Source organism: Sulfurovum sp. (assembly GCF_041562805.1).
Lineage (GTDB): Bacteria > Campylobacterota > Campylobacteria > Campylobacterales > Sulfurovaceae > Sulfurovum.
The window spans coordinates 1-1,946 of the sequence record NZ_JBFFOH010000272.1 but is presented as its reverse complement, the minus strand read 5'-3'; the positions used below and the strand labels follow the sequence as shown (position 1 = coordinate 1,946).

The 1,946-nt window shown below is 40.2% G+C and carries 3 protein-coding genes and 1 pseudogene; 3 read left to right on the top strand and 1 reads right to left on the bottom strand.

Annotation, left to right across the window (positions count from 1 at the left end; translation table 11 throughout):
- Window positions 1–272: 272 nt before the first annotated feature.
- On the bottom strand, window positions 273–653 hold the full coding sequence (locus ABYK33_RS15685; protein WP_373034256.1) for a DUF302 domain-containing protein: 381 nt from the start codon (window positions 651–653) through the stop codon (window positions 273–275).
- Window positions 654–748: 95 nt separating this feature from the next.
- On the opposite strand from ABYK33_RS15685, the gene ABYK33_RS15680 reads away from it, so the two are divergent.
- The 3 genes and pseudogenes from ABYK33_RS15680 to ABYK33_RS15670 all read left to right on the top strand — a co-directional run.
- Entirely contained in the window at window positions 749–1,126 is a 378-nt protein-coding gene (locus tag ABYK33_RS15680) for an ArsR/SmtB family transcription factor (protein ID WP_373034255.1), read from the top strand.
- Between the two features lie 89 nt (window positions 1,127–1,215).
- Window positions 1,216–1,614 (top strand): thioredoxin family protein, encoded by a 399-nt coding sequence (locus ABYK33_RS15675; protein WP_373034254.1) that lies wholly within the window; start codon window positions 1,216–1,218, stop codon window positions 1,612–1,614.
- Window positions 1,614–1,946: pseudogene (locus ABYK33_RS15670) on the top strand (hypothetical protein); the annotation flags it as partial. The gene ABYK33_RS15675 and the pseudogene ABYK33_RS15670, both read left to right, overlap by 1 nt.

The following is a 1,946-nucleotide window of genomic DNA, read 5'->3' as shown; positions in this document are numbered from 1 at the left end:
CGTTGCCCCCGACGAAGTAGTCACGGGAGTTTTCTATCTTGGTTTGACTGAGAAGTATGGAACTGATGATCAGAACAATAAAATAAGAGGCAAAGATAACCCAGTCTATGGTGGCAAAGCTCGAATTCATTGTGCTCCCTGCTCTTTTATTCTCTTATTCTATACGTAGTTGGCTTAGGGAGAGGAATAGTTTTGCTCAGCCCGAACGATAAAGCTTATTCGCTGACTTCTAAACAGCAGTAGAAAGACATTTTGTCCAGATTCGTCCAGATTTAGAATCTTTTTATAAGCAGACGCATTTTGTCGTATAGAGCCAATATCTCTGCTTTTAAATCATCTTCACACTCTAGGGACTCTAAAATGGCACTAAGATCCAGTGTTGAGACAAATGAGCTGCCATCTTTTTCATAGACAGAGATCCGGCACGGCATTAAAACATTGAGCGAAGGCTGGGTATTTAAAAGTTTTGCCGCGACTGATGGATCACAAAATTCAAATACGCTGGCATGTTCTTTGATCGCATACCCGTTCTCCGGAAGATTTTTAGAAAAAGGAAAATGCTTTTTCAACATCAAGCTATAAACCTTTGCCTCCTCTTCTATCCTATCTTCAATCTCTTCACATGTAAATTTTGCCGCATGTATAAATATCAAAACATTCCTTTTAGGTGTTTAGCTAATTCGCTAAATAGATGCTGCTATGATATAATAATTTTCAAAATCAAGTCAAGTGCATAAGGAAAAATGTCATGTTAGAGATGGATGATAAAGTCAAAATATTTAAAGCTTTAGGGCATGAGACCCGTTTTAAGATATTTAAAAACATATTTACGGGCAGTTACGCCTGCTCTGTTGACAATACAAAACCTCAAGATGACATTATTGCGCAGGCGACGTGTGTTACGAGTATAGCTGACCAGTTTGACTTTGCACTGCCTACGATCTCCAGACATCTAAAAGAGTTAAAAGACGCCGGGATCATCACTATGACTAAACATAAAAACAAAATATACATTGAGCCCAACATTGAGACCATAAAAGAGATAGCGGAATGTTTTACCACGTTGGTAAAAGAGCATGAGTCGGGCGTCATTTATCAGTTTGATAACACTAAAGAGGCTATTTAGCAATTTAGACAATTAACTCATCTTTAAGGCCTCGTAGTCTAATATTTTATCAACAATTTAGCAATAGCGCTAAATAACCAAGGAACATAATGCGGAAGATCCTTCTATTATCTATTCTACTTACACTTGGACTTAATGCAAGTGAACCGGCGTGGTTCTACTCATATTCAGAAGCACAAAAGAGTGCCAAGTCTCAGAACAAACCTATGCTGCTGTTTATGAATAAAAAAGGGTGCGGTTCATGTGCCTATATGAAAGAGAATGTCTTTACCGATAAAGAGGTTGTTGCCTACCTCGATCAGCACTATGTCGCTGTTGCATTGGATATTCACAAAAACGATGCACCGAAAGATTTTCAAGTCAATGTCACACCTGTCTTTCATTTTATCTCTTCTGACGGTACTAAGCTGCGAGAAACACTTGTAGGCGGCAAAACTGCTCCATTCTTTTTAAAACTTCTTAAACAAGCCAACACTGCACAAAAATAATGTACAGATACCTTTTGCTTTTTACTTTCGCGTTGCTTAACGCTGAGCAAAATGTGTCAACACCGCCTCAACTCAAAGAACAGACGGCTGATAACCTTATCTTCAGCGGCCACTATCGTGGTCGTGCAGACATCTACAGCGGCGTCAACAAAGCGGCTTACGGCGATGACGCAATCGATGCGAACGGAGATGTCAGAGGTAACTCAGATGACACGATCTACCTGCAGCAGATCATTGCCGGCCTCACCTACAGACCCGATGAAAAATGGGAGATAAAAGCGTACATGTATGATGCCCGTTCTTGGGGCTCATCACTGGATGCAGACGATTTT

Bases quoted from the DNA above. Each gene is read 5' to 3' on its own strand.
- ABYK33_RS15680 (WP_373034255.1), top strand. From the start codon at position 749: ATGTTAGAGATGGATGATAAAGTCAAAATATTTAAAGCTTTAGGGCAT.
- ABYK33_RS15675 (WP_373034254.1), top strand. From the start codon at position 1,216: ATGCGGAAGATCCTTCTATTATCTATTCTACTTACACTTGGACTTAAT.